Below are 24979 nucleotides of genomic sequence, written 5' to 3'. Positions count from 1 at the left end.
GAAAAGTTTGGGCATTCAGTGCTCGTCGTTCACGACGTGGCCATCAAGTGCACTGATGGACAGCTGCGCACATTGACGTCTGTCCAGGTTGCAAAAGCGCCAGGTTCGCGCCGGTAGGGGAGGTTGGGCAAGTGCAGAAAGCAGTTGCTGCTCCATCATGCGATTGGCGTCGGGGCCGGAAAACATGAATGTGACAGGCTCCCCTTGAACTGCTTCGCGGGCACCGTCGGCCATTGCAGGCGTGGCCACGCTATTTTCAGCCAGCGTGGTGCCGTTCGCCGCCCTGTCGGATGATGGACTGTAGAACGACTTGTAGTTGAAATTGAGCGTCAGGAAGAACAGCGCAGTCAGAAAGAATGGGAAACCCACCAGAAACCAGGTGTAGAGCTTCTGGCTAGACTCGCTAAGAAACGGAAGTGTGGCAAGGGCAGAGGCTTCGATTATCCCCGCGAAGATGGCAATGATCGTCAGCGGGGCGACAGGTTGTGCTTGGGTCATTTGGGCCGTCTCCAGCAGTTTTAGCCATCTTTACCTACCGTTGCGCTCAACTAAATACCGGATTGATTTCCGGGCGAGGAATAATCGCCAAATAGCCCGATAGCTCGGACTTTTCACCTTTTTCGAATTGGCTCTTTCTTCAAGTGAGCGTCAGTTTTCAACTGGTGCGCACCTGCAGCCCAATGCTACCGTCAGTTTGGGAATAAAGATTTTAGTTGTTACAACTATCGCCGTTATTTGTAGGAAATTTCTCTAACTTATGTAGGTTTCATCTGCTCATGAGTTTCGCCGAGAATTCGCCGCGCCATCGGGCGCCCTGTCGGTTATCGTGGCGTGCCAAAGCAAAAATAATGAATCAATGGATATCGCATGAATAAAGTGCTTATCGTGGATGATCATCCGGTCATACGCCTGGCCGTGCGCATGCTGATGGAGCGGCATGGGTACGACGTCGTGGCGGAGACCGACAATGGGGTGGCTGCACTGCAACTCACTCGGCAACACTTGCCGGATATCGTGGTGCTCGACATTGGAATCCCCAGGCTGGATGGCCTGGAGGTTATTGCGCGCATGGCCACTTTCAGCCCAGGCAGCAAGGTGCTGGTGCTGACGTCGCAGGCTCCCGGCAACTTCTCGATGCGCTGCATGCAGGCGGGGGCATCGGGTTACGTCTGCAAGCAGCAGGAACTCACCGAGCTCCTGAGCGCTATCAAGGCCGTGTTGTCGGGTTACAGCTACTTCCCCAATCAGGCCCTCCATGCGTCGCGTGGCAGGGGAGGGGGGAGCGAGACGGACATGGTCAACCGTCTCTCGGCGCGCGAGATGACGGTGTTGCAACAGCTGGCGCGGGGGCGCTCGAACAAGGAAATTGCCGACAGCATGTTCCTCAGCAACAAGACGGTCAGCACCTACAAGTCCCGCCTGTTGCTAAAGCTCAATGCGCGGTCGCTGGTTGACCTGATCGAGCTGGCGCAGCGGCAAGGGCTCAACTGACTGCCGGCCCGCAAAGCCTCCATTCAGGAGGCTTTGCCAGTGCTCCGCAGCCGCGCTACAGGTCGTAGTCGAAATCGGCCAGCTGCTTTTGCAGGCGCCGTTCTTCCAGCATGTTGTCGATGGTGCGGCGTTTGCTCAGGTTGGTCTTGGCGCTCTCCACCTGGGGTTCCGCTTCATCTTCTGTGGCAACAAAATCATCTTCGATCGACAGGTCGTCTTTATCGGTGCTCATGAGTCGCTCCAAGCCAAGGGGCCATTGGCCGTCCTTATAACCAGAAAGCAGACGCCGGTAAAAAAGATTTTTTCAATCGCTCGAGTGGTTTCAAGCTATCGGCTCAATCGTCGCTGGTCTTATGCTTGTATTCGCACAAGTCCTCGATCCGGCAACTGCCACACCTTGGCTTGCGTGCCTGGCAGACATAGCGCCCGTGCAGGATCAACCAGTGATGGGCATCGAGCAGGTAATCCTTTGGCACGAACTTGACCAGTTTCTTCTCTACCTCCAGCACCGTCTTGCCTGGCGCAATGCCTGTGCGGTTGCTGACCCGGAAGATATGGGTATCCACGGCCATGGTTGGTTGGCGGAATGCAGTATTGAGCACCACGTTGGCGGTCTTGCGGCCAACGCCGGGCAGTGCCTCCAGGGCTTCGCGGGTCTGCGGCACCTGGCTGCCGTGCTGCTCTATCAGCATGCGGCAGGCTTCGATGACGTTCTTGGCCTTGCTGTTGTAAAGCCCGATGGTCTTGATGTATTCGCTCAGGCCCTCAACGCCCAGGGCATAGATGGCCTCCGGGGTGTTGGCGACAGGGAACAGGCGGGCGGTGGCCTTGTTGACGCCGACGTCGGTGGATTGCGCGGACAGCGTCACGGCGACCAGCAGTTCGAACGGCGTGGTGTAGGCCAGTTCGGTCTTCGGGTCGGGGTTGTCTTCGTGCAGCCTGCGAAAGATCTCCAGGCGTTTGGCGGCATTCATGAAATCAGCGCTTTCCTTGACGACGTGGGTGGGCGGGGCCCGGACGCAGGCGATTGTACAAGGCCAGCAGCAGTCCGAGCAGTAGCAGTGCGCCGGGGGCCAGGCTGGCCAGGTGCAGGCCGGCCAACTGGGCCAACCCTTGGCGGCTGGCACCGAGCAGCAGGCAGATGGCAAGCATGGCACCAAGGTGCCTGACCAGCAGGCGCCAGCGCCCCTGGCTGGGTAGCAGGTGGTCGTAAACCAGGCATTGCAGGCAAAGCAGCGCAGGATAGTGGCCCAGGGCAATGGCCAGTGGCAGTAGCCACGCACGCAGGGCCAGTTGCAGGCAACTGGCCAGGGCGGCCAACAGCAGCAGGCTTGCCAGCATGTACGCCCAGGTGGCCAGCCGCTGGCGCAAGGGCGCCAGCAGTAATTGGTGCAGCGTGCTCATCAGTATCGCGCACACGCCAATGGCGGCGCCCTCTCGCAGTGTGCCGGTGGCGCCAAGCACGGGCACAAGGCTTGCGGCCAGCCAGTAGACGCTATTCATGCGTGGGGGCCTCCAGCAGCAAGTTGCGCTGCTCATCGAAATAGCTCAGGCCTTCCTGCAACGCTGTGATCACTGCCCGTGAAGTCACGGTTGCGCCGGCCAGTTGGTCAAAGTCACCGTGGTCCCGCTTCAGCGCCCAGTGGTCGCCCAGCTGACGGTTGGCAAACTGCCCCAACCAGTGCACCTGCGGGTCTCCCAGGCGTGCGCCCAACCCTGGGGTTTCCTGCTGCTCGACCACTTGGCTACCGATCAGGCGGCCGTCTGTGCCGATGGCAATGCTCAGCACGATCGGCCCGGCATACCCTTGGGCTTGGGTGATCAGGATGATGGCGGTTGGCTCGCCTGCTCGCGTTGCGCGGTAAGCTGCCAGGATACGACTGTTTGGCCGCTGTGCGGCGGGCATGGCCAGGGGGGTGTCCAGTGGCTGGTTGTCGTAACTGCCTTCAGGCAGCACCGCCAGCCGCTGGCGGCTTTGCAGTTGCTTCTCGGCGCTGGCGACGGCAGTACTGGTCCATTGTCGCCATGCCAGTGTGACAGACACAGCCAGTGCCACGGTTAGCAGCAGCAGGCCTGCATCCCGCGCCAGGCGGCTCATCGGGTGGCCTGCTGATGCAGCAGGGCCAGGCGCTCAAGGCTCGGTGCCATGAGGTTCATCAGCAGGATGGCGAAAGCTGTGCCATCCGGGTAGCTGCCCCAAGTGCGAATCAGGTAGATCAGCAGCCCTGCTCCTAAGCCGAAGCCCAGCTTGGCCCACTCATTTTTTGGGCCGGAGACGGGCTCGGTGGCAATGAAGAACGCCGCCAGCATGGTCGACCCGGAGAACAGGTGCAGCAAAGGTGAGCCATTGGAATCCGACCCCGAACCGTTCCAGCCCAACAAACTGAACACGAACAGCCCTGCCAGCAAGCCCGCGGGCGCATGCCAGCTGATCACCTTGCGCTGCAGCAGGAACAGGCCGCCGAGCAGGAACGCCAGGTTGGCCCATTCGCTTTCCCTCCCGCCAATACTGCCAAAACCTGGGTGACTGGCGAATAGCTCATCAATGGTGAGGCTGCGGTTGTGGCGCAGGCCATCGAGCAGCGTAGGGCTGGCCCAGGCATCAATGTGCTCGCTACCCGCAAATGCCTGCTGCAGGCTTTCCATCAGGCCCGGTGCAGGCCCCGGCCAATGGTTCATGTGCAACGGGAAGCTCAGCAGTACAAAGGCATAACCGACCATGGCCGGGTTGAACAGGTTGCGGCCGACACCGCCAAAGGCCTGTTTGCCGATACCGATGGCAACGCTTGTGGCGACCACCGGCAACCACCATGGCGCCAGGGTAGGAAGTGCGCACGCCAGCAACACAGCGGTCACCAGAGCGCTGCAGTCGTCTAACGCCGGCTTCAGTGCTTGCCCGCGCATTGCCAGCAGCAGGGTTTCGCACAGCAAGGCGGCGCTGGTGCAGAGCAACAGGTTCACCAGAAAACCCCAGCCATGGAGCCACAGCAGCGTCAGCAGGCCAGGTACGCAGGCCAGCAAGACCAGGCCCATGCTGGTGCGTAGTCGCGGGTCAGGGCTGGTATTCATTGCGCAAACAACCCATTGAAACCGGAAAACGCCATGGCCATTACCCCGGCACCGATCAATTCGATGGGCAGGCCGCGCAGTACGCCGGGGATATCGGCATGGGCACTGCGCTGGCGCAGGTCGGCGAGCAAGGCCAGCGCCAGCCAGAAGCCGCCACCGCCCAGCAGGCCTAGCAGCAGTGTGGCTGGCCAGGTGCTGTCGTCGCTGGCCAGCCGCAGCGCCAGCCCCAGCGCTGCGCTGTTACTCAAGAGCAGTGCTGGCAACCCCGTTACGGGCCAGTTCGGGCGCCATTTGGCCAGCAGCCATGGCACGCCCCAGGCGAGCAGCGCCAGCCAGGGCAACAATACGAAAAGGGCAAGGTCGTGGATGTGCAATGGAGCAAGCACCCCTCGCACCAGCAACTGAGCACCGATCACGCCCAGCGCAATGCATAGCGCGCAGGCCAGGCCATGCACATGCAGGTGCAGCCTGGAGACTGATGGTTGCAGCAGGCACAGGTGATTGACCAGCGCGGCGCTGATCAGGACCAGGATGTAGTCGCTCATGAGATGACGATAGCCGGGAATCATGGTGATTGTCCGGCAATCAAGGCGCAGAGGGAACTGCCCCGGCACAAAGGCCGGGGCAGGGCTGTTACTTGATGCGCTGGCCTGGCTTGGCGCCGCTGTCCGGGCTCAGCAGGTAGATTTCTTCACCGCCAGGGCCGGCCGCCATGACCATGCCCTCAGACACGCCAAAGCGCATCTTCCGTGGCTTGAGGTTGGCTACCATCATGGTCAGGCGGCCTTCCAGCTTGGACGGGTCAGGGTAAGCCGACTTGATACCGGAGAACACGTTACGGCGCTCGTCACCGATGTCCAGGGTCAGTTGCAGCAGCTTGTCGGCACCTGCCACCGCTTCGGCCTTGACGATCAGTGCCACGCGCAGGTCAACGGCAGCGAAGGTGTCGAATTCGATTTCTGTCGACAGTGGGTCCTTGCTCAGCTCGCCGTTACCCGCCGGGGCCTTGGCTTCGGCGGCCAGCAGGTCTTCCTTGCTGGCTGCGACCATGGCTTCGACCTTGGCCGGTTCGATGCGGCTCATCAGTGCCTTGAACGGGTTCAGCTGGTGGTTTTCCAGGCGCGACAGGTGGTCGTTCCAGGCCAGCGGGGCAACGTTGAGGAAGGCCTCGGCGTCGGCGGCCAGCACGGGCAGCACGGGCTTGAGGAAGATCACCAGCTGACGGAACAGGTTGATGCCCTGGGCGCAGATGGCCTGCACTTCATCCTGCTTGCCTTCCTGCTTGGCCAGCGACCACGGTGCTTTGTCGGCGATCCAGGCGTTGGCGCGGTCGGCCAGCGCCATGATCTCGCGCATGGCGCGGCCAAAATCGCGGCCTTCGTAGGCTTCGGCGATCGACGGGGCAGCGGCCAGGAAGGCCTCGGTCAGCTCAGGTGCGGCATCGCCGGCCACCATCACGCCTTCATTGCCTTTGTGGATGAACCCGGCGCAGCGGCTGGCGATGTTGACCACCTTGCCCACCAGGTCGGAGTTGACCTTCTGCACGAAGTCTTCCAGGTTCAGGTCCAGGTCGTCGACGCCACGGCCCAGCTTGGCTGCGTAGTAGTAACGCAGGTATTCCGGCTGCAGGTGGTCAAGGTAGGTGCGGGCCTTGATGAAGGTGCCGCGGGACTTGGACATCTTGGCGCCGTTTACGGTCAGGTAGCCGTGCACGTTGACCGCAGTCGGCTTGCGGAAACCGGCGCCTTCGAGCATGGCAGGCCAGAACAGGGCGTGGAAGTTGACGATGTCCTTGCCGATAAAGTGGTACAGCTCGGCCTTGGAGTCTTCTTTCCAGAAGGCGTCGAAGTCCAGCTCTGGGCGGCGTGCGCACAGGTTCTTGAAGCTGGCCATGTAGCCGATTGGCGCGTCCAGCCATACGTAGAAGTACTTGCCTGGTTCGCCCGGGATTTCGAAGCCGAAGTACGGCGCGTCACGGGAGATATCCCACTCCTGCAGGCCGGAATCCAGCCATTCGGCGAGTTTGTTGGCCACGGCGTCCTGCAGGGTGCCGCTGCGGGTCCACTGCTGCAGCATCGCCTGGAAGTCTGGCAGCTTGAAGAAGAAGTGCTGTGAATCACGCAGTACCGGGGTGGCCCCGGAAATCGCCGACTTGGGGTTCTTCAGCTCGGTGGGCGCGTAGGTCGCGCCGCATTTTTCACAGTTGTCGCCGTACTGGTCTTCGGCCGCGCACTTGGGGCAGGTGCCCTTGATGAAGCGGTCGGCCAGGAACATGCCCTTTTCCGGGTCGAAGTACTGGGTTACCGAACGGGTGGCGATGTGCCCGGCTTCACGCAGGCGCGTGTAGATCAGGCTCGACAGTTCGCGGTTTTCTTCGCTGTGGGTGGAGTGGAAGTTGTCGAACTCCACCAAAAAGTCGGCGAAGTCGCCGCTGTGCTCGGCCTGGACGTTGGCGATCAGCTGTTCCGGGGTGATGCCTTCTTTTTCGGCGCGCAGCATGATGGCCGAGCCATGGGCGTCGTCGGCGCACACGTAGATGCACTGGTTGCCGCGCATTTTCTGGAAGCGTACCCACATGTCTGTCTGGATGTACTCGAGCATATGGCCAAGATGGATGGATCCATTGGCATAGGGCAAGGCGCTGGTGACGAGAATCTGACGTGGCTCGGACATGGTGGCTCGGCTACTTATCTGGCGACGGGGTAAAAATAAGGATGATCGGCCACTATAAAGGGCTGGCGAAGATATTTCACCCCGCATGCGCATCTGCTGACGATTGACGGGTTAGGATAGGCGCCTGTTCTACATCAAGTTTGCCAATGGGAGTCTCCATGAGTGCCGTCACCCGTGCCGCCGTTGAAGGCGTGCTTCGCCAGTACACCGACCCCTATCTGAACCAGGACCCGGTCAGCGCCGGTTGCGTGCGCGCCATCGATATCCAGGGCGGTCAGGTCAGCGTGCAGTTGCAGTTGGGGTATGCCGCCGGGCTGTTCAAGAACGGCTGGGCCCAGGTGCTGCAGACCGCCATCGGCAACCTCGAGGGCGTCAGCAGCGCCCAGGTGTCGATCGATTGCCAGGTGGCCGCGCACAAGGCCCAGGCCCAGGTACCGGCCATGGCCAACGTCAAGAACATCGTCGCCGTGGCCTCGGGCAAGGGTGGGGTGGGCAAGTCGACCACCGCGGCCAACCTGGCCTTGGCCTTGGCCCGCGAAGGCGCGCGGGTGGGTATTCTCGATGCCGACATCTACGGCCCAAGCCAGGGCGTGATGTTCGGTATTGCTGAAGGCACCCGCCCACAGATCCGTGACCAGAAGTGGTTTGTGCCGATCAAGGCCCATGGTGTGGAAGTCATGTCCATGGCGTTCCTCACCGACGACAACACGCCGATGGTCTGGCGAGGCCCGATGGTCTCCGGTGCGCTGCTGCAACTGGTGACCCAAACCGCCTGGGACGACCTGGATTACCTGGTGATCGACATGCCGCCGGGTACCGGCGATATCCAGCTGACGCTGGCGCAGAAAGTGCCGGTGGCCGGCTCTGTGATCGTCACCACTCCGCAGGACCTGGCGTTGCTGGATGCCAAGAAGGGCGTGGAGATGTTCCGCAAGGTCAACATCCCGGTGCTCGGCGTGGTCGAGAACATGGCCGTGCATATCTGTTCAAACTGTGGTCATGCCGAGCATCTGTTCGGCGAAGGCGGTGGTGAGAAGCTGGCGAGCCAGTATGGCGTCGACCTGCTGGCCTCGCTGCCGTTGTCGATGCTGATCCGCGAGCAGGCCGACAGCGGTAAGCCCACGGCGATTGCCGAGCCGGAAAGCCAGATTGCCATGGTCTATCAGGAACTGGCCCGCCAGGTGGGTGCACGCATCGTACTGCAGGAAGCAGCCGCACCGGCGATGCCGAGCATTACCATCAGCGAAGACTGACGCATTTCCTGTGGGAGCGGCCTTGTGCCGCGAAAGGGCCGCAAAGCGGCCCCGGCAATATGTGGTTGGATCACCTATCTTGGGGGTGCTTCGCACCCCTTTCGCGACACAAGGCCGCTCCTGCACAGGCATAAAAAAACCCGCCAGAAGGCGGGTTTTTTTGAAAGCTAGGAAGCGAGATCGACTTAGGCGATCTGAACTTCTTCAGCCTGCATGCCTTTCTGGCCGCGGGTAGCGACGAAAGTAACAGCCTGGCCTTCTTTCAGGGTTTTGAAGCCGTCAGCTTGGATGGCTTTGAAGTGCACGAACAGGTCGTCACCCGACTGAGGGGTGATGAAGCCGTAGCCTTTCTCATCGTTGAACCACTTAACGGTACCGGATTGGCGATTGGACATTTTTCTGTCTCCTTGGACAATTTAATAACGGTCAGGAAAAACCCTGCCCGGGACTGAGCGCAAAGAGAGCAGAAAATTCAGCGATGGGCCGATCAGGATCGTGCATCAAACTAGAGATTCTCGGTGTCACGTGCAGCACAGTGGCGTCACCTTACCCCACTTTCCGCAACCTGCCAATGGTCTGGAGAAGCTTTAGGCAAATTCGGATCGACGGCGGCTGCAGCCTCCGCCCGGCGCGGGATGCGGCATAGAACTTTAACCTGCGCGCCGGGACCGGTAAGATGCGCCTCACGATTTTTACCACGCAACTCTTCAGGACACCCCCGCCATGAGCATCAAATCGGACAAGTGGATTCGCCGCATGGCGCAGGAACACGGCATGATCGAACCGTTCGTCGAGCGCCAGGTGCGCGGCGAACAGGACAGCCGGGTCATTTCCTTCGGTGTTTCCAGCTACGGCTACGACGTGCGCTGCGCCGACGAATTCAAGGTTTTCACCAATATCAACTCGGCCACCGTCGACCCCAAAAACTTCGACGCCGGCAGCTTTGTCGATATCAAGAGCGACGTGTGCATCATCCCGCCGAACTCCTTCGCCCTGGCCCGCACTGTCGAGTATTTCCGCATTCCGCGTGACGTGCTGACCATCTGCCTGGGCAAGAGCACCTACGCCCGCTGCGGCATCATCGTCAACGTCACCCCGCTCGAGCCCGAGTGGGAGGGCCACGTGACGCTGGAGTTCTCCAACACCACCACGCTGCCGGCGAAAATCTACGCCAACGAAGGCGTGGCACAGATGCTGTTCCTGCAGTCGGACGAAGAGTGTGAAGTGTCCTACAAGGACCGTGGCGGCAAATACCAAGGCCAGCGCGGCGTTACCCTGCCACGTACCTGAACCGACAAACGCGGGGAATTACCCGTGGCTTTGGCACTCCAACGCTGTAATGCCGATGCGCATGATGCGTATCGGCTTACGTCAGGAGCAGCCAATGAAACTCCATCCCGCAATCAGTGCCAAGCTGGCAGGCCTGCAGCCCAACCACGTCGGGTTGTTGCCCTGGTCACTGCTGGCGCACCCGCTGCCGATGCAGGCGGGGGGCGTGCCGCACCAGCCTGGTCCCGATACGCCACAGCCCCCGCAGCCAGGCGATACACCTCTTACGGAGCCAGGTGAACCCACCTTGCCTGACGAGCCGCCTCCGGCGCCTGTCGCCTGAGCGCATTTACACCGGCCAGACGCGCCCCGCGCCAGACAGGTAGATCTTGCTGGCGTCGGCTGGCGTAATTTCCCAGCCACCGGTGAATTCACCAAATGCCGGCAGCAGGCTCACGCGGGCATCGATCAGGAAGCAAGGCAGGCGCAGTCGTTGGCGAGCCTTGCCGCGCAGGACGAAGACCGGGTGAACATGGCCTGCCAGCACCGGATGGGTGGGGTGTGGTTGAGGTTCGTGCTGTAGCGCGAACGGTTCCAGTAGCCAAGGTTCATCTTGCACTTCAATGCGCAGCGAAGCGGGGGGATCGCCTGCGTTGCGATCATGGTTGCCGCGTATCAGGACTATTTGCAGATTTGCATGCCGTTCCCGCCAATCATGCACCTTGGCCAGTGTCGCCGGAGCGCGTGCCGTTCGGGCATGCAGAAAATCGCCCAGAATGATCAGCAGCTCACAGTCATAAGCCACCAGCAGGCTATCAAGCCGCGCGAGTGTGGCCTGCGTGGTGCCGCGTGGTACCGGCTGATGGAGGGCGCGGTAGCTGGCGGCCTTGCCGATGTGCACGTCTGCTACCAGCAGAGCGCGGCGGGCAGGCCAGTAGATGGCTTTGTCGGGGAGCAGCCAGAGCGTTTGGCCACAGTGGGTGATGGGCTGATGATTCATGGTTCAGTCGGGCCCATTGACGCAGCGCTTTCCAGCTCAGCCACCATTCGCGCAATACGGTCCGCCAGTTTTTCGGTGCTCAGCGTCTCGCGCATGCCTTCCACGAGCAACGCAAATGCCAACGGTCCCGGCCGCTTCAACATACGCAGGTCCAAGCGCAGGCTGCCCATTTTCAGCAATTGCTGATGCAGCCGGTCAATTTCCAGCTCCTCTCTCAGCACCTCGTCCCGCGCCTGGCCCAGTAGCAGGTTGTCAGCGTCATGCTTGCGGAAAACCTCGTAGAACAGCCCACTGGATGCCTGGATCTGCCGGGTACTTTTCTGTGCTGCCGGGTACCCGCCAAAAACCAGCCCGGCGATCTGGGCGATCTCACGAAAACGCCGCAACGCCATTTCTCCCGCATTCAGGCTGGCCAATACATCCTCCAGCAGGTGTTCGGTAGCAAGCGCCTGTGGCAAGTACGCTGCCCAGTCCACGGTGCCAGGGCTGAGCAGCTCGAACCCATAATCGTTGACGGCAATCGATACCGACAGCGGCTGCACGCGGCTGACCCGCCACGCAATCAGGTTGGCCAGGCCCAGATTGGCCATGCGCCCGGCAAACGGGTAAAGGAACAGGTGCCAACCCTGGCGGGATTTGAACGTCTCGGCCAGCAGCGTGCCTGTCGTGGGCAACGCCGACCATTGAGCCTGTAGCGCCAGCAGCGGGCGCACCGCGCGCATCTCTGGGCCCTCGAAGCGCTCATGGGCTGCGGCATCGAGTTGTTCAACCAGCGCGTCGGCCAGTTCGCTGGAGAGCGGCATGCGCCCGCCATTCCAGCGCGCCACCGCAGCCTTGCGCGCAGTACTGCGACGCACATAGGCCGTCATGTTTTCCACCCGTACCAGTTCCAGCACTCGCCCGCCAAATACCAGCGTATCGCCCGGGCGCAGGCGGGCGATGAACGCTTCTTCGACACTGCCCAGCGTTTTGCCCCCGCCGCCCTTGCTCCAGTATTTCAACTGCAGGTGGGCATCACTGACAATGGTGCCGATGCCCATGCGATGACGGCGCGCCAGGCGTTCACTGGCCACGCGATAGGTGCCGTCCTCCTGGCGTTCAACACGCTGGTAATCAGGGTAGGCGCTGAGTGAGCCTCCGCCGTGGCAGACGAAGTCCAATGCCCATTGCCACTGGTTGTCGCGCAACTCGGCGAACGCCCAGGTGCTGCGCACTTCGGACAGCAATTGTTCTGCGCGAAAACCACTGCCCAAGGCCATGCTGACCAGGTGCTGCACCAGGACGTCCATGCACAGGCGTGGCGAGAAGCGCGCTTCAATGTGCCCGGCTGCCAGTGCCTGGCGGGCTGCTGCTGCTTCCACCAGTTCCAGGCTGTGAGTAGGCACCAGGGTTATTCGCGAGCGACGCCCCGGTGCATGACCGGAGCGACCGGCCCGCTGCATCAGGCGGGCAATACCCTTGGCCGAGCCGATCTGCAGCACCCGCTCCACCGGTAAAAAGTCCACGCCAAGGTCCAGGCTGGACGTACAGACCACTGCCTTCAGGCTGCCCTGCTTGAGGCTGCGCTCGACCCAGTCACGGGTGTCCCGGGCGAGCGAGGCATGGTGCAGGGCAATCAGCCCGGCCCAATCGGGGCGGGCGTCAAGCAGGGCCTGGTACCACAATTCGGCCTGGGCACGGGTGTTGGTAAATACCAGGCAACTGGCACTGGCGTCGATCTCATGGCTGACCTGCCCGAGCATCTTGAGGCCCATGTGCCCGGCCCAGGGGAAGCGGTCAATCGCCGCCGGCAGCAGGGTATCAACCTGCAGCGCCTTGTCCTGGCGGCCCTGCACCAGCAGGCCACCTTGTGGCAGGAGTACCTCCAACGCGTGTTGCAGGTTGCCCAGCGTGGCAGAGAGCCCCCAGGTGGGCAGCCCGGGGTGCCACCGGCGCAGGCGGGCGAGGGCCAGTTGCAGTTGTACTCCGCGCTTGTTGCCCAACAGTTCGTGCCATTCATCCACCACCACCAGGCGCAGCGTGGCGAAGTCTTCGCGGGCCTGTGCCCGGGTCAATAGCAAGGTGAGGCTTTCGGGGGTGGTCACCAGTACACTGGGCAGGCGCCGTGCTTGCCGGGCGCGTTCGGCGCTGCCAGTGTCGCCGCTGCGCACCCCTATGCTCCAGGGCAGCTCGAGCTCATCAACGGGCGCTTGCAAGGCACGGGCAGTGTCGGCGGCCAGGGCTCGCATGGGTGTCACCCATACCACCTGCAGCGGTACAGGTTGGCGGCCCTGTGGTAGGGCCTTGAACGCACGTAGCGCGGCGAGCCATACGGCGTAGGTCTTGCCTGCGCCGGTACTGGCATGTAACAGGCCAGACTCGCCACGTTCCACGGCTGCCCAGACACGTCGCTGGAAAGCGAACGGCTTCCAGCCGCGTTTGGCGAACCAGGCATTGGCAAGGTCAGTGGCGGTGGGCATGAGGCAGTGGTCCGTCCAAGGTTGTGCTTCTACAGACCAGCCGCCAGTGGCAATGGTTTTACCGAATCAGTTGCCCAGCAGATAGCCGCTGCGGCATACCTGCTCGCCGGCCACATGGGCGATGACCATGCCCGCGGTTGCCATGCGCCGCACGCTGCGGGCGTACAACAGGCCTGGCTGGCTGTTGCGTACGGCGGTCACCCGGTCGCTGAGCGGGTCGATGATTTCTGCGATCAACTGACCGGCTTCCAGGTGCTGCCCTGGTTTGGCGTGATACACCAGCAAACCGCCCAGTGGCGTCGACACCGGCTCGACAGCAGCCAGCGCAGTGGCGGGGTTGAGCAAGGCCGGCAAGGCGGGGCTGGTGCCCTCGATAACACCCGCGTGGGTCAGGAAGTCGATTATCGCCTGGCAATCCTGGCTGGCCAGGTCATGGCTGACATCGGCCTGGCCACGCAGTTCGACAGTCACCGAGCAGCAGCCCAGCGGGATAGGGAAGCGCTTGCCGAAGCGTTGCTGCAACTGCCACCAGACCAGGCTGAAGCATTCGTCGAACGACTGCCCGCCTGAGTCGGTGGCCAGCAGGCTGGCCTGGGCGCCCAGGTAGCGGGCCAGCGGCTCGATCTGCTGCCAGGCGTCGGGCGTGGTGTACAGGTGCTCGACCGCCTCGAAATCGCAATGCAGGTCCAGCACCATGTCGGCGTCGCAGGCCAGGCGCTGCAGGATCAGGCGCTGGGCCTGCAGGGGCGTGCGGGCCGGGTGTGCCTCCAGCCCTCGGCGCAGGTATTCGCGAATCAGCGCAACGTTATGCACCGGGTCCTGAGTCAGGTGTGTTTCGATCTGGTCGCCAATGGTGTCCGACAGGTCGACGAAGTTGCGGTTGAAGTTTTCGCCGCTTTGCAGTTCGAAGCGCCCCAGTGGCGCATCCAGCAGCACTTGTTCCAGGCCGACCGGGTTGGCCACCGGTACCAGGACGATTTCACGCTGCAGGCGGCCCTGTTGTTCAAGTGCCATCAAGCGGTGTTTGAGGTGCCAGGCCACCAGCATGCCTGGCAGCTCGTCGGCGTGCAGCGAGGCCTGGATATAGACCTTGCCGCCACCACGGGGGCCGAAGTGAAAGCTGTGCAGTTGGCGGGTGATGCCCGGAACGGGTGAGAGCAGGTCGTGGGTTGAATGGTGCATGGCGGTCCTGGATGCGTGGCGAATACGGTCTGACACGGGTCGGCTCAAAGATAGAAGCATAATTTTTGGCCTTGCGCCTGCATCGCTTTCGCTCCGTTGATCGCGCTGGCTTCTTCGCGGGCCAGAATTGCCTCAGGCCAGCAATGCCTGCAAGGTTGCCAGGTCATCCGCCTCTTCCACCGGCTTGTCCAGCCGCCAACGCAGCATGCGTGGAAAGCGCACGGCGATGCCGCTTTTGTGGCGCTTCGATAAAGCGATGCCTTCAAAGCCCAGTTCGAACACCAGCGTCGGCGTCACGCTGCGCACCGGGCCGAAGGTTTCCACCGTGGTCTTGCGAATAATGGCGTCGACCTTGCGCATTTCTTCGTCACTGAGGCCGGAGTAGGCCTTGGCAAAGGGCACCAGTGCGCGGCCCGGTGTGCCGGCCGGTGCATCCCACACGGCAAAGGTATAGTCGCTGTACAGGCTGGCCCGCCGACCGTGGCCGCGCTGGGCGTAGATCAGCACGGCATCGACGCTGAACGGGTCGATCTTCCACTTCCACCAGGTGCCCATGTCCTTGGTGCGCCCCACGCCGTACAGGGCTTCACGCTGCTTGAGCATCAGGCCCTCGACATCCAGGCTGCGTGATTGCTCGCGCTGGCGGGCGAGGTCAGCCCAGTCGGGGCCTTCGAGCAGGGGCGAAAGCAGCACCGGGGCCAGTGGGTGGTCTTGTACCAACTGTTCCAGCTGCCGGCGGCGTTCGTGCTGCGGCCGGTTGCGCCAGTCCTCGCCTTGCCACTCCAGCAGGTCGTAGGCTTGCAGTACCACCGGTGCATCGCTCAGCAATTTCTTGCCCAGTGTCTTGCGGCCGATGCGCTGCTGTAGCAAAGCAAAGGGCTGTACCGCCAGTTCAGCGGGGGTATCGCCTGGCTTCCATACCAGGATTTCACCATCCAGCACGACGCCATCGGGTAACGTCTGCGCCAGGCTGTGCAGCTCGGGGAAGCGATCGGTGACCAGCTCCTCACCACGCGACCAGACCCACAGCTGGCCTTCTCGTTTGACCACCTGGGCGCGGATACCGTCCCATTTCCACTCGATTTGCCAGGCGCTAGGTGGCCCGAGCAGTGCGTCGAACTGTTCGGTTGGCGCTTGCAGCGGGTGCGCCAGGAAGAACGGGTAGGGCAGGCCGCCGCGCTGGCTGTGTTCATCGGCCGACTCGGCGGCAATCAGCTTTTCATAGCTGGCGGGCGTGGGGCGGTGGCTGATATCGGTGTAGCCGACCATCCGCTGGGCGACGCGTTTGGCGTCCAGCCCGGCCAGTTGCGCCAGGGCACGGGTGACCAGCAGCTTGGACACGCCTACGCGAAAACTGCCAGTGATCAGTTTCAGGCACAGCATCAGGCTGGGGCGGTCCAGCTGCGCCCACAGCGGCTGCAGGCGCTGTTGAGCCTGCTCTGGTGGTAGCCCGCGCAGGGGCAGCAAGTACTGCTCCACCCAGGTGGCAAGGCCTTCATCGCTGCCCTCGGCGTGGATGGGCAACAACAGCGAAATGGTTTCGGCCAGGTCACCCACTGCCTGATAACTTTCTTCGAAGAGCCAGTCCGGTAACCCGGCCCTGGCCATTGCCTGTTCGCGCAACAGGCGAGTGGGCACCAGCTGGCGTGGGCGTCCGCCGGCCAGAAAGTACACGGCCCAGGCCGCATCTGCGGCGGGAGCACTGGCGAAATACTCGCGCAGCGCCTCTAGCTTGGCGTTGCTGGAAGTGGTCGCATCCAGGCGCAGGTACAACGTGGCGAAGGCTTTCATAGTGTGGGTTCGGTAGTGATAACGTCGTCCTCGTCGCCGTATTCGGTGGCGAAGGCGCGGGCATCAAGGCCTTGCTCGTTGAGGTAGCGCACCAGCACGTTGACCGAGCCGTGGGTGACCATCACCCGTTCGGCGCCCGTCTGGCCGATGGCCCACAGCAGGCCGGGCCAGTCGGCATGGTCCGAGAGCACGAAGCCCCGGTCTACGCCGCGGCGCCGGCGGGTGCCGCGCAGCAGCATCCAGCCACTGGCGAACGCATCGCTGTAGTCGCCGAAGCGGCGCATCCAGCTGCTGCCGCTGGCCGAGGGGGGCGCCAGGACCAGCGCCTGGCGCAGCAAAGGGTCGTTGCGCGGTATATCGCCGGCATAGCGCGTTTCTGGCAGGTGTACGCCGGCGTCCCGGTATACCCGGTTGAGGGGTTCAACGGCGCCATGAACGAGGATCGGGCCGAGGCTGGGGTCCAGCCCATGCAGAATCCGCTGGGCCTTGCCGAAGGCATAGCAAAACAGCACGCTGGCCTTGCCCTGTTCGCTGTTGGCCCGCCACCAGGCATTGATGCCGGCGAAGATGTCGGCCTGGCTGGGCCAGCGGTAGATTGGCAGGCCAAAAGTGGATTCGGTGATGAAGGTGTGGCACGGCACCGGTTCGAAGGGAGTACAGGTGGCATCGGGCTCAACCTTATAGTCACCTGAGGCGACCCAGACTTGGCCCTGATGCTCCAGGCGCACCTGCGCCGAGCCCAGCACATGGCCGGCCGGGTGCAGGCTCAGGGTCACGCCATGGTGTACCAGGCGCTCGCCGTAAGGCAGGGTCTGCAAGTTGATGTCTTGGCCCAGGCGGCTACGCAGGATGCCGGCGCCGGGGCTGGCTGTCAGATAATGGCCATTGCCGGTGCGTGCATGGTCACCGTGGCCATGGGTGATCACGGCGCGGTCCACGGGCCGCCAAGGGTCTATGTAGAAATCACCGGGCGGGCAGTAGAGGCCTTCGGGGCGGGCGATGACGAGGTCCATGGCATGGGCGCCGGTTTGGAGTTACCAGTTAGGAGCCATGCTGGAGAGAGGAAGTTCGACCGAGAATGGTTGGGGCTGCCAAGCAGCCCCGAAAAAGGCGATGGCGTTTATTTGCCGGGCACCAACGTGAGCCGCGGGTTGCCATATGCCCTGCCAAAATTCTGCGGCTGTAGCGGCAGGTTCATGAAGCGCCCTTTGAACCACGCATCCAGCCCGTCACTGTAATGTGCGCTGGCCGGGTTGCCCGACTGCCCGCTGCTGGTCAGCACCTGCAAAGGTTCGGCCTGGCCGAAGTCGACGATCATCCGCGCCGAGGCCGGCAGGCGGGTGTCGAAGTCGCTGCCCCAGGCGTACGGCGTGAGGGCCAGGGTAGTGAGGTCGCCGCCTGCCGCCAGCGGCGAACGGCTGGTGGCATCGCCCAAACCATGATAGGCCGGTGCCGGCCAGCGGTATTGGTGCAGCTTGCCCCACTGCCAGGCGCGGCGGTCTGCGCCCAGTTGTGCGGTGCCGGCATCCACCGCGCCAGCCAGGCTGCGGGCGAGGATGGTGGGCTTGTCTTCTTTCTGCGGGGTGCTGCGGTCATCCCAGAACGGGCTGTCATCGCGACCGAGCAAGTGATCGGCCTGCGCCGAGAAGGACAACCGTGCATTGTTGACGAAGGCCTGCCAGGCCGGGCCGGACTCCGGGCCAAGGTCGTCGAGGAACGTCTGTCGTGCCACTTCCTGAAGGAACAGCTCATACAGCGCTGCATCAGCCGACACCGTGCTTAGACGGCCGTCGAACGCCTTGAGCCGGGCCAGCGCATCTTTGGCCTTGTCGCGCTGGGCGGCGGGCAGCGCATCGATCGCCTGCTTCAGTGGCTGGGCCATGCCGGGGGCATCGAACATCTGCTTGAGCTTGCCGGCCAGCAGGGTCACCTGGTCGTTCTGCATTGCCATCAGGCTGCGGCTGTCGTGGCGGCCATTGCCGGCCAGCTGGGCCAGGCGCTCAGCGCGTTCCGGGTAATACCAGGTGCTGGACAGCTGCATGCCATAGCCTCGCGGCAGGCTGCGCTGGTTGGCGTGGCCGATCCAGCCGGCAGGTGGGTCCTGGTCGTAGGGGTGCAGCATCGGGTCGGCATAGCCGTCCCAGTCATAGCGCCCGTCCCAGCCGGGCGAGGGCAGCAGGCCCTGGCCTTCACGGCGATTGGGGTAGCGGCCGCTGACCTGCCAGCCGATGTGTTCAGGTTCGGCGAAGACGAAATTGAGGGCAGCAGCAGTCACTTCACGGGTACTGTCGAAGGCGCGCTCCACGTTCTTGGCCCGGGTCAGGTCAAACAGCGCATCCAGGCTGCGGTCGCCCTTGAACTGCGGCAGGTTCAGCGCCAGGCCCAGGCCGGCGTTGTCGGGTTGGGCCAGCAGGGTGCCATGGCGAGTGTCGTACATCACCTCGCGCAGCGGGCGCTGGCCACGGACAAAGAAGGTTTCGCTACGGGCGCGGGCCGGCAGCCATTTGCCATCGGCCAGGTAACTCAGCTGGTTGCCCTGACGTCGCAGTTGCTCCAGGTACAAGTCCTGGTTGTCGGCCATCACGGCGCTGCTGCTCCAGGCCAGCTTGCCGTTGTAGCCGGCCAGCACGATTGGCAGGCCGGGTAACGACAGGCCGGCGACCTGGTACTTGCCAGTGTGGATTTGCACCGGGCTCAGGGCCCAGGCGGCACGGCTGTCGCTGGCCAGCAGGCTCTTGCCACTGCGGCTGCGCTGCGGCCCCAGCGCCAGGTTGGCCGAGCCCGGGCTGCCGAGCAGGCCAAGGTCGGCCAGTTTCTGGCTGGCGGCCGCCAGTGCGTGAAGGCCCGGCAGCTGGCTGGCCAAGTTCAGGCCCTTGAGCTTGTCCACTTCGCCTTGAGCCAGTGGCTCATCCGGGGCGCCGGGCAGCAGCCAGGCCAGTTTGTCACTGCCGGCCTTCTCTGCCAGGGTCAGGGCGCTCAGTTCTTCCTGCAGGTTCACCGACTGGCTGAACGCGTACAGGCAGAAGATCAGCGCCGAGTCCTCAGGCTTCCAGTATTCGGGGCGATAGCCACTGTTGGCCAGACCGGCCGGCAACTTGTCGCGGTAGCGGAACAGGTAGGCGTTGACCCCGCGTGCATACACTTCGAAGAAGCGCTTGAGCCGTGGCGATGCGTCGGCGTATTGCTGGGCGGCGCTCTGCTTGAGGTTGGCAGCGCGCATCAGGCGGTCGATGTCCAGCGCGTCGCTGCCGGCCAGTTCGGCCAGGCGACCCTGGGCGAGCAGGCGCATGGCAACCATCTGTTCGATGCGGTCGCCGGCGTGCACATAGCCCAGACTGAACAGCGCATCATGGAAGCTGCTGCTTTCGATCAGCGGCGCGCCCATCGCGTTGCGGCGCACCGAGACGTTTTGCGCCAGGCCCTTGAGTGGCTGCACGCCGCTGGTCGGTGGCACGCTGTCCTGGTGGCCGCCCGTCTGGCAGCCGGCCAGCCCGAGCATACCGAGCAGCGTTGCGGCGGTTGCAAACCGCAGGCGTAAGGGAGGAAAGGCGGGGGCGGCCATGACAAGGGCTCCTGCAAGGCGAGGCGGGTTTCGAAAGGCGCTAAGGTAGTAAGCGCGCAGGCGCCATGCAAGGTCCTATGTCGGTTTATTTACCTGCGCAGGCTCAAACGTTGAAGTGGTCTGCCAGCGTGTCGGAAAAATGCGTGCAGTTGATGCGCGCATAGCGCCGGTAGTCACGGGTGACTGCGAACGCAGAGCCGGGCATCAGCAGGATCTTGTTCTGCTCCAGTTTGCGTACCAGAGGTTGCAGGTCTGGCAGGTCCGGGTGATAGACCCAGAGGAACATGCCCCCTTGCGGCGCGATCTCGAACTGCCAACCGCGCTCAAGCAACAAGCGTTGGGTCTGAACTTGTTGCCGTATCAGGCGCTGCTGCACATCCTTCATATGCCGGGCATAGGTGCCATCCGACAATATGGTGTTGACGAATCGCTCGCAAAACGCAGGCACGGCTACGCAGGTCAGCAGTTTCAGGCGGGTGAGGGGTTCTATCAGGTCTTGCGAGCAGGCGATGAAGCCCACGCGTAACGAGGCGGACAGGCATTTGGAAAAACTGCCGATGTAGATGACCCGGTCAAGGTTGTCCAGTTCGGCGAATGTCTGGCGCACGGCAGGGCTGAAGTCGCCATATACATCATCCTCGACCACGTAGAACTCGTGCTCCACTGCCAGGCGCAGCACGCTGAAGGCGTTGTGCGGGCTGATGTTGCTGCCGGTGGGGTTGTGGAAGGTGCTGTTGCAGAAAAACGCCTTGACCTTGTGCCTGGCCAGGTGGCTTCTCATTTCCTCCACGTCCGGCCCGTCCTGGGTCCGCCGGATGCCGACAACGTGCCCGCCCGCCAGCTGGATCAGCTTGATCAGGTTGCCGTTGCCCGGCTCATCGACGAAAACGTGGTCGCCTGGCTTGATCAGCAAGCGGGCGACCAGGTCCAGGCCTTGGGTAGCGCCTAGCGTCGTCAGCAACTGGTTGGGGCGGGCTTCGACACGGGTCAGCCGTTTCATGTGCACACACAGCTGTTTGCGCATGGGCAGGTAACCCTGGATATCGCCATATTCTGCCAGCGAACTTTGCTCCAGCCGCGCCGTGCGCCGAATCGCCTTGGCCAGCAGTTCGGTGTCCCGCCATGCGGGGGGCAACCAACCGCTGCCCAGTTTGGTGTAGTGCTGGCCGCCTTGCAGCAGACGGAACAGCGGGTCTCCGGCCATGCACTCGGGCTCGTGGATCACGCTGGTTTGCCGGGTGCGGTTTGCGACGAAGTAACCGCGGCCGGGCGAGGCCGTCAATACACCTTCGCTGACCAGCTGGGCATAGGCCGATACCACGTCGTGGTAACTGAAGTCGACCGCTGCTGTCAGCTTGCGAATGGAGGGCATGCGTTGCCCGGGCAACCATTCGCCTGCATCCAGGCGTTGTTTTAACAGGTGATGAAGGCTGCAGGGGTTCATGGCAGGTCCGAAACCGTTAGAAAAAAAAGCCTAACAGTTAACGGAAATGCTTGTCGACTGTTCGTTTGCTAATGGCCAGTACATGCCACTATCCCCTTGTCGGAACTTTCGGCTGCCAGCAACGGCGGCACTTTTAACGTCTGTGCAGACCAGATAACTGGATATCAAGCCCATGCAGATTATGGACATGCAATCAGCCGTCATTGCCAGGCTTCCTGTGCCTGACGAACTGGCCTCATTCAAAGTTGTGAAAAACCTTGTGACCTCGGCGTTATTGGAGTGCTGCTCAATCGATGAGTTCGAGGCACTTGTTCAAACATCAGTGATTGAAAGTGTTTCAGAACAGGCGCATGCCGATTTACAGGCCTTTGCCCAGAAAGACCCGGCTGCTGGCCGTGACCTGGTGTTCATTGCAAGGACCTATACCTCTTATTCTGCAGTTCTGCATTATCGGCTTGCCCATTGGATATATAACAATACTGCTTCTACCTACGGCGCTGGTGGCCAATGCCTGGCCGCGATGATCTCCAGGCGCGGGAAAATGCTCTCGGGTGCGGAAATCCATTTCCGCAGCCGTATCGGTGCGCGTTTCATCATCGATCACGGCATGGGCACCGTCATTGGTGAAACCTCGACCATTGGTGACGATTGCTACGTGCTGGGCGGCGTCACGCTGGGCGCTCGCGGCATCAGCGACAACCCTTCGAGCCCTCGCCATCCAACCCTCGGCAACCGGGTCCAGATCGGCGCTTTCGCCAGTGTACTCGGCGCTATCCATGTGGGTGACGGCGCCTTTATAGGGCCTGGCTGCATTGTTACAAAAGACGTACCTGCGGCTGCCCGGGTGCAGGTTAAAACATCATTGCAGGTGGTACTGGAATCATGAATGCTCTGAACTATGAAGTGCTACGCAATACTGAAAAGCTGTATTACAAAGACCAGTATCTGGCGGGCGCAAGTACGCAAGTAACGCGGGTGCACAGTGACGGTATCGAGTTGCAAAGTACCGTGGCCTATCCAGAAGGTGGTGGCCAGGAGGCAGACGTCGGCACCATTGAACTACCGATCGGTACCGTGCGCTTTGTCTGGGTAAAAAAACTTTATGGCAGCCCTATTCGCCTGGAAGGTTTCAAGGGCGGAAAACTGGGCGGCATCATTATTCACAGCCTGCACCCTGATGACTTGCATCTGCTGGACGAAGTCACCGTTGGCATGCCGGCCCGCGTCACTATCGATACTGAACGGCGCGAACGGTTGACGCTGTCTCACAGTGCCAGTCACTTCCTGTATGCCGCGGCGATCAGCCTGCGAGAAGAATTGAAACAGTGGACCATCGGCTGCCACATCAAGGAAGACTCTGCGCGGTTCGATTTTCTGGTTGAGGACGCCTTCACTGCCGAAGACGTGGTTGAGATAGAGCGGCGTGCAAATGAGCTGATCGCCTGCAATGCGCCCATCGAGCACTACGCGGTGCAGGGCCTGGAAGACGCGCGGTTGTGGACCTACAACGGCATCGAAATCCCGTGTGGCGGCACACACCTTGAGTCGCCTGGTCGCATCGGGCGCCTATCCGTGCGGCGCAAACGCCTGGGCAAGGGCAAAGAGCGGCTGATCTGTGTGTTCCCGGATGCCGAAATCGATCTGTCCACCTATCACGAGCCTGCACTATGAACAGCACACTCCCGCGGCGGACCTACCTGTACTTCAGCGCACAGTCGATCAACCTGACGACCGCCGTCATGTCCGTGACCATGGCCGCCATTGTCGGTGCGGCCTTGGCACCCGCTGCTGCGTGGTCCACCGTGCCCTACGGGTTCCAGTTCCTGTGCCTGATGCTGGCGACCTACCCCGTCTCCAGGTTGATGAGCCGTATCGGTCGCAAGAAGGCCTTCATGCTGGGGGCGATCCCTTTGGCGGCTTCTGGTATCAGCGGTTATCTGGCTGTGGAGTACCAGCAGTTCCAGCTGCTGGTGTTGAGCCATTCGGCGTTGGGCGTGTATATCGCCTTTGCCAACTTCAACCGCTTCGCGGCCACTGACAATCTGGCCCAGAGCCTCAAGCCCAAAGCCCTTTCACTGGTTGTGGCGGGGGGCGTGATTGCCGCAGTGGTGGGGCCGACACTGACCGAATGGCTCAGGGACGTTGGCGGGTACCCGCTGTTTTCGCTGTGTTATGCCTCGTTTGTTGGCCTGGCGGTGATTTCGCTGATGATTGCCGTTTGCCTGCCCAACGATGCCGGCACCGCCAAGGCTCGTCAGCACGCGGAAAAATCGGCCACTCCCCGCGCCGAACCGTTCAGCCCGGCCGTGAAAGTTGCCATGGCGGTGGCGGCACTGAGCTACGGGATCATGAACCTGCTCATGATTCAGGCATCGATGCACATGAAACACATGCATGAGGACTTCTCTGACGTGCGCCTGGCAATCCAGTGGCATGTGGTAGCCATGTTTGCACCGTCGTTTTTCACCGGCGCAATCATCCAGAAGCTGGGCATCAAGACCACCATCTGTGCCGGTTTGGCCCTGTTGATCGGATGCTCGGCGCTGAATATCTGGTCCCACAGCTACGCCATGATGACCCTGGCGCTGATTGCCCTCGGGCTGGGCTGGAACCTGACCTATGTGGGCGGCGGTGCATTGCTGGCCCAGGCCCTGCAGAACAGCCCGGCAGCGATGCAGATGCAGGGCAAGAACGACTTGGCCATTGCCATATTGGCAACCGTCGGTGCCTTCAGCCCTTCACTGTTGCTGAGCACGGTTGGCTGGGATGGCACCAACGCCATCTGCATGGCCCTTTGCATCGGTTTGCTTTTCGCCACTGCTGGCCTGCTGCAGAACAAGGCCTGCCTGCACACTTCCATGGAAGGTAGCCGCAAATGAGCGAACTCATCAGCGTCAGCGAACGCATCTACACCAAACTGGAAATGAACAACCCAGGCGGTAGCCACAAGTACCGGGCAGCCCGGCTCATCGTGGAACATGCCTTGCGCAATGGCGACATCATCCCAGGTGTGACGACGGTCATCGAAAAAACCGGTGGCAGTTTCGGTTTCGGCTTGCTGGCGGCCTGCCACAAATACCAGGTTGCCGTGGAGCTGGCGGTAGGGCTTGGCTTCAGCCAGACCAAACGGGACTTGCTGGAGTGTTTTGGTGCCAGGCTGATCGGCAAGGAAATGCTGGTGGCCGGTGCCACGCCCAAGGATGTCGTGATGCATCACCTGGATAACCAGGTCGCGCTGGGCAAGTCCTATTTCTATACCGATCAATTCAACAACCCGGTGGGCATTGAAGCCCATCGTTACCAGACGGCCAGCGAACTGGCCGTGCAATTGACCAACGTCGGGGCTGGGCGGGAAATCCTGTTTGTCGGCTGCGCCGGCACTGGTGCAAGTTTTACAGGTATTACCCTGGGGCTGAAGGACCACGGTTTTGACGTTTCGACGGTGTTGGTCGACCCCAGCGGTTGTGATTCAAGGGCGGGCGTGTTCACCGACCATCGCTTTGAAGGCATGGCGGTGGGTGTTTGCCCACCCTTCATGGACTGGTCGCTGGTGGACGAACGGGCTCAGGTGCAGCACGCCGAAATGCTGGCCGCACAGCGCTGGTTCTACATGCAAAGTGGCATTTTCGTGGGGAATACCGCCGCAGCCTGCCTCGCTGTTGCCCAGCGCATGGCACAGCACCCGCGGTATGCCGCGACCACCCTGGTCACCATCGCCTATGACGCCGGGCTCTGGTACCAGGACTTGCTGGGGGCGACCCGGCGAAAGGCCGCGTAGCAGGTTTT

At 62.1% G+C, this 24979-nt stretch carries 24 protein-coding genes; 8 read left to right on the top strand and 16 right to left on the bottom strand.

The genetic code is table 11. The features are described 5' to 3' along the window. Nucleotides 1-15: 15 nt before the first annotated feature. A complete protein-coding gene (locus tag CKW35_RS11625) occupies nt 16-498 on the bottom strand; it encodes a hypothetical protein (protein ID WP_016488775.1) in 483 nt (160 codons plus the stop codon). A 369-nt stretch (nt 499-867) separates the two neighbouring features. Between CKW35_RS11625 and CKW35_RS11620 the strand changes: the two genes are divergently transcribed. Then, nucleotides 868-1491: a response regulator transcription factor gene (locus CKW35_RS11620; protein ID WP_016488774.1), complete on the top strand. Its 624-nt coding sequence runs from the start codon at nt 868-870 to the stop codon at nt 1489-1491. A gap of 55 nt (nt 1492-1546) precedes the next feature. Here CKW35_RS11620 and CKW35_RS28385 read toward each other — a convergent pair whose 3' ends face one another. The 7 genes from CKW35_RS28385 to metG form a co-directional block, all read right to left on the bottom strand. After that, nucleotides 1547-1723: a PA3496 family putative envelope integrity protein gene (locus CKW35_RS28385; RefSeq protein ID WP_016498218.1), complete on the bottom strand. Its 177-nt coding sequence runs from the start codon at nt 1721-1723 to the stop codon at nt 1547-1549. A 103-nt stretch (nt 1724-1826) separates the two neighbouring features. After that, nucleotides 1827-2465: an endonuclease III gene (gene nth / locus CKW35_RS11610; protein ID WP_016488772.1), complete on the bottom strand. Its 639-nt coding sequence runs from the start codon at nt 2463-2465 to the stop codon at nt 1827-1829. Nucleotides 2466-2469: 4 nt separating this feature from the next. Further along, entirely contained in the window at nt 2470-2994 is a 525-nt protein-coding gene (locus tag CKW35_RS11605; protein ID WP_016488771.1) for an Rnf-Nqr domain containing protein, read from the bottom strand. Further along, entirely contained in the window at nt 2987-3589 is a 603-nt protein-coding gene (locus CKW35_RS11600) for an RnfABCDGE type electron transport complex subunit G (RefSeq protein WP_016488770.1), read from the bottom strand. Before CKW35_RS11600 ends, CKW35_RS11605 begins: the two co-directional genes overlap by 8 nt. Next, nucleotides 3586-4560, bottom strand: a complete 975-nt coding sequence (locus CKW35_RS11595; RefSeq protein WP_023048366.1) for an RnfABCDGE type electron transport complex subunit D — start codon at nt 4558-4560, stop codon at nt 3586-3588. Before CKW35_RS11595 ends, CKW35_RS11600 begins: the two co-directional genes overlap by 4 nt. Further along, a complete protein-coding gene (locus CKW35_RS11590; protein ID WP_060520019.1) occupies nt 4557-5105 on the bottom strand; it encodes an Rnf-Nqr domain containing protein in 549 nt (182 codons plus the stop codon). Before CKW35_RS11590 ends, CKW35_RS11595 begins: the two co-directional genes overlap by 4 nt. Before the next feature lie 88 nt (nt 5106-5193). Then, the gene (metG, locus tag CKW35_RS11585; RefSeq protein ID WP_095115970.1) at nt 5194-7233 is read right to left on the bottom strand and encodes a methionine--tRNA ligase; all 2040 of its coding nucleotides are present in this window, start codon (nt 7231-7233) and stop codon (nt 5194-5196) included. A 158-nt stretch (nt 7234-7391) separates the two neighbouring features. Here metG and apbC point away from each other — a divergent pair, with 158 nt between their 5' ends. After that, a complete protein-coding gene (gene apbC, locus CKW35_RS11580) occupies nt 7392-8486 on the top strand; it encodes an iron-sulfur cluster carrier protein ApbC (protein WP_016488766.1) in 1095 nt (364 codons plus the stop codon). Between the two features lie 185 nt (nt 8487-8671). On the opposite strand, the gene CKW35_RS11575 is transcribed toward apbC, so the two are convergent. Next, on the bottom strand, nt 8672-8881 hold the full coding sequence (locus CKW35_RS11575; protein WP_016488765.1) for a cold-shock protein: 210 nt from the start codon (nt 8879-8881) through the stop codon (nt 8672-8674). A gap of 328 nt (nt 8882-9209) precedes the next feature. On the opposite strand from CKW35_RS11575, the gene dcd reads away from it, so the two are divergent. Further along, on the top strand, nt 9210-9776 hold the full coding sequence (gene dcd, locus CKW35_RS11570; protein WP_003258001.1) for a dCTP deaminase: 567 nt from the start codon (nt 9210-9212) through the stop codon (nt 9774-9776). 94 nt (nt 9777-9870) lie between these two features. Next, nucleotides 9871-10098 carry a hypothetical protein gene (locus CKW35_RS11565; RefSeq protein ID WP_016488764.1) on the top strand — a complete coding sequence of 76 codons (228 nt, stop codon included), beginning with the start codon at nt 9871-9873 and terminating at the stop codon, nt 10096-10098. Between the two features lie 6 nt (nt 10099-10104). On the opposite strand, the gene pdeM is transcribed toward CKW35_RS11565, so the two are convergent. The 7 genes from pdeM to CKW35_RS11530 all read right to left on the bottom strand — a co-directional run bounded on the left by pdeM (nt 10105) and on the right by CKW35_RS11530 (nt 21193). Beyond that, on the bottom strand, nt 10105-10755 hold the full coding sequence (gene pdeM / locus CKW35_RS11560; RefSeq protein ID WP_095115968.1) for a ligase-associated DNA damage response endonuclease PdeM: 651 nt from the start codon (nt 10753-10755) through the stop codon (nt 10105-10107). Beyond that, complete coding sequence (locus CKW35_RS11555; protein WP_095115966.1) at nt 10752-13214, bottom strand: ligase-associated DNA damage response DEXH box helicase; 2463 nt, start codon at nt 13212-13214, stop codon at nt 10752-10754. Before CKW35_RS11555 ends, pdeM begins: the two co-directional genes overlap by 4 nt. A 66-nt stretch (nt 13215-13280) precedes the next feature. Further along, nucleotides 13281-14396, bottom strand: a complete 1116-nt coding sequence (locus CKW35_RS11550) for a succinylglutamate desuccinylase/aspartoacylase family protein (RefSeq protein ID WP_024717445.1) — start codon at nt 14394-14396, stop codon at nt 13281-13283. 132 nt (nt 14397-14528) lie between these two features. Then, a complete protein-coding gene (locus tag CKW35_RS11545; RefSeq protein WP_095115964.1) occupies nt 14529-16187 on the bottom strand; it encodes an ATP-dependent DNA ligase in 1659 nt (552 codons plus the stop codon). Then, a complete protein-coding gene (locus CKW35_RS11540) occupies nt 16184-17200 on the bottom strand; it encodes a ligase-associated DNA damage response exonuclease (RefSeq protein ID WP_016488759.1) in 1017 nt (338 codons plus the stop codon). The genes CKW35_RS11545 and CKW35_RS11540 overlap by 4 nt, the downstream gene beginning before the upstream one ends. Nucleotides 17201-17307: 107 nt before the next feature. Then, complete coding sequence (locus CKW35_RS11535) at nt 17308-19749, bottom strand: penicillin acylase family protein (protein WP_060520036.1); 2442 nt, start codon at nt 19747-19749, stop codon at nt 17308-17310. Between the two features lie 103 nt (nt 19750-19852). Beyond that, nucleotides 19853-21193 (bottom strand): PLP-dependent aminotransferase family protein, encoded by a 1341-nt coding sequence (locus CKW35_RS11530; protein ID WP_016488757.1) that lies wholly within the window; start codon nt 21191-21193, stop codon nt 19853-19855. A 172-nt stretch (nt 21194-21365) separates the two neighbouring features. Here CKW35_RS11530 and CKW35_RS11525 point away from each other — a divergent pair, with 172 nt between their 5' ends. Genes CKW35_RS11525 through CKW35_RS11510 form a run of 4 tightly spaced genes read left to right on the top strand, consistent with a single transcriptional unit; the run spans nt 21366 to nt 24971 of the window. Beyond that, nucleotides 21366-22079, top strand: coding sequence for a serine O-acetyltransferase (locus CKW35_RS11525; protein ID WP_023049356.1), 714 nt, complete (start codon nt 21366-21368; stop codon nt 22077-22079). Next, nucleotides 22076-22864 (top strand): alanyl-tRNA editing protein, encoded by a 789-nt coding sequence (locus CKW35_RS11520; protein ID WP_016488755.1) that lies wholly within the window; start codon nt 22076-22078, stop codon nt 22862-22864. The genes CKW35_RS11525 and CKW35_RS11520 overlap by 4 nt, the downstream gene beginning before the upstream one ends. After that, a complete protein-coding gene (locus CKW35_RS11515; protein WP_016488754.1) occupies nt 22861-24072 on the top strand; it encodes an MFS transporter in 1212 nt (403 codons plus the stop codon). The genes CKW35_RS11520 and CKW35_RS11515 overlap by 4 nt, the downstream gene beginning before the upstream one ends. After that, nucleotides 24069-24971 carry a pyridoxal-phosphate dependent enzyme gene (locus CKW35_RS11510; protein ID WP_016488753.1) on the top strand — a complete coding sequence of 301 codons (903 nt, stop codon included), beginning with the start codon at nt 24069-24071 and terminating at the stop codon, nt 24969-24971. The genes CKW35_RS11515 and CKW35_RS11510 overlap by 4 nt, the downstream gene beginning before the upstream one ends. Nucleotides 24972-24979 lie beyond the last annotated feature (8 nt).

The sequence above is a fragment of the Pseudomonas sp. Irchel 3F3 genome (genome assembly GCF_900187545.1).
GTDB lineage: Bacteria > Pseudomonadota > Gammaproteobacteria > Pseudomonadales > Pseudomonadaceae > Aquipseudomonas > Aquipseudomonas fortuita.
The sequence above is the reverse complement of the archived record's forward strand: the minus strand, read 5'-3'. Positions and strand labels throughout refer to the sequence as shown.